At 72.1% G+C, this 2,573-nt stretch carries 1 protein-coding gene; it reads right to left on the reverse strand.

Features of this window, described 5'->3' with window-relative positions:
* A partial coding sequence (locus tag AQJ66_RS38010; protein WP_159052687.1) for a type I polyketide synthase occupies positions 1-2,573 on the reverse strand: 2,573 nt, incomplete at both ends.

Below are 2,573 nucleotides of genomic sequence, written 5' to 3' on the forward strand. Positions count from 1 at the left end.
GACGTCCACACCCGCCAGCACCGCGGTGAGAGCACTGCGCGTGGAGCCTTCCAGGGCAGCCGGGAGGTCGAGGAGTCCGCCCCAGCGGCCGGAGGCTTCGAGCGCGGCCACGCGGCCCAGACCCCACACAGCGGCCTGCACCGCGTCCACAGCACCGTCCGACCGGCCCACCGACACCGCACCACGGGTCACCACCCACAGCGGAGCCACCACACCGGCATCACCCAGAGCCTGCACCAGCCCCAGGCAAGCGGACACGGGCTGGGGTACGGCGTCGTCGGCAGCGCCCTCCCGCGCCAGAGCGAGCAGTGACACCACGCCCGCGACCGCTCCCGCGCCCTTCAGCCGCGCAACCAGGTCCGCGCGCTTCGCGCTCGGGTCGCTCGTCCACCATTCGACTTCGGCGCCCGCGGCCGCCAGCGCTTCCTGGATCGAGGCGGCCAGAGGATCCCCACCGAGGTCCTCGGGGACGAACACCAGCCAGCGCCCCGGCAGCGACGTGTCACGAGGGATGTCGGTGACCGGTGTCCAGTGCACCCGGTACCGGTAACCGTCCAACTCGGCCTGTTCGAGGCTCTGCCGCCGCCAGGAGGACAGGGCCGGCAGCACCGCACCCACGGCCTCCTGCTCCAGTTGCAGCTCCCCCGCCAGCGACTCCAGATCCTCGCGCTCGACCGCCTCCCAGAACCGGGCGTCGACCTCACCCCCGGCCCCGGCCGAGGCCTGCGGCTCCGCGGGGGCCGGCCAGAACCGCCGGTGCTGGAAGGCGTAGGTGGGCAGTTCGACGGCCTCTGGAACAGAGTCGCCGATGACCGAAGCCCAGCCGACTTCGCCACCCGACACGAAGACGTCGGCGAGCGCGGCCAGCACCGACCTGGCCTCGGGGCGCTCCTTGCGCAGAGCGGGCACGAGCACCTGCACATCACCGTCCGGCCTGCTCACCGCGTCGAGCGTCATTCGCGCGAGGGCGGTCAGTGTTTCGTCGGGGCCGAGTTCGAGGAAGCGGCGGACACCCTGTCCGTCCAGGGCGGCCACGGCGTCGGCGAAGCGGACGGTCGCCCGGACATGCTCCACCCAGTACTCCGGCGACATCAGCTCATCCGCACTCGCGGACGCGCCGGTCACCGTGGACACGATCGGCAGCGTCGGCCGCTCGTACGACAGTCCCTCCGCCACCGCGCGGAAGTCGGCGAGCATCGGCTCCATCAGCGGCGAGTGGAAGGCATGACTCACGCGCAGGGACGTGACCTTGCGGCCTTGCGAGCGGAAGTGCGCGGCGATCTCCTCGACGGCTTCCGCCACGCCCGAGACCACCAGTGCCTCAGGGCCGTTGACCGCGGCGATACCGACCCGGTCGTGAAGCAACGGCAGCACCTCGGCGTCGGTGGCCTGCACCGCGACCATCGCGCCGCTGTCGGGGAGCGCCTGCATCAGCCGGCCACGCGCCACCACCAGGCGGCAGGCGTCCGCCAGGGACCACACCCCCGCCACATGCGCCGCCGCGATCTCACCGATCGAATGCCCGGCCAGCACGTCCGGCCGCACACCCCACGACTCCAGCAACCGGAACAGCGCCACTTCCAGAGCGAACAACGCCGGCTGCGCGAACTCCGTCCGATCCAGAACGTCGTGATCGTCTCCGAACACCACCTCGCGGAGTGGACGCGGCAGTTCGATGTCCAGATGCGCGCACACGGCGTCGAAGGCGTCCGCGAAGGCGGGGTACTCCTCGTACAGTTCGCGGCCCATACCGATGCGCTGGGCCCCCTGGCCGGCGAACAGGAAGGCCGTGCGGCCACCCTCGCCCACCTCACCGATCACCGCTCCACCGGCCGCAGACTCACCGGCGGCCACGGACTCCAGGCCGCGGAGCAACTCCTCACGGTCCGCGCCCCACACCACCGCACGGTGCTCGAACACCGACCGCGACCGCACCAGGGACGCGCCCACCGCAGCCGCCGAGATCCCCTCGCGCCCGGCCACGAACTGCGCCAACCGCTCCGCCTGCGCCCGCAGAGCCACCCGGCTGCGCCCCGACACCACCCACGGCACCAACGACGGCACCGGGCCGCCTTCGGCACCGGCGGGGAGCTCCTCCGCCACCGGCTGCTCAAGAATGACGTGCGCGTTCGTCCCCGAAACACCGAACGCAGACACACCCGCCCGGCGAACAGGCCCGGCGTCCGGCCACTCCCGCTGTTCCGCCAGCAGTTCCACCGCGCCGGCCGACCAGTCCACCCGTGAGGACGGCTCCTCGGCGTGCAGGGTGCGGGGCAGCACGCCGTGCCGCATCGCCAGCACCATCTTGATCACACCCGCCACACCCGCAGCGGCCTGGGTGTGCCCGATGTTGGACTTCACCGACCCCAACAGCAAGGGGTGCGTGCGGTCCTGGCCGTACGTGGCGATCAGGGCCTGCGCCTCGATCGGATCGCCGAGCGACGTCCCCGTCCCGTGTGCCTCGACCGCGTCGACATCGGTGGGCTTCAGCCCGGCACTCGCCAGGGCCGCTCGGATCACCCGCTGCTGCGACGGCCCGTTCGGCGCCGTCAAACCATTGGACGCACCATCCT

The organism is Streptomyces bungoensis, from assembly GCF_001514215.1.
Taxonomy (GTDB): Bacteria; Actinomycetota; Actinomycetes; order Streptomycetales; family Streptomycetaceae; genus Streptomyces; species Streptomyces bungoensis.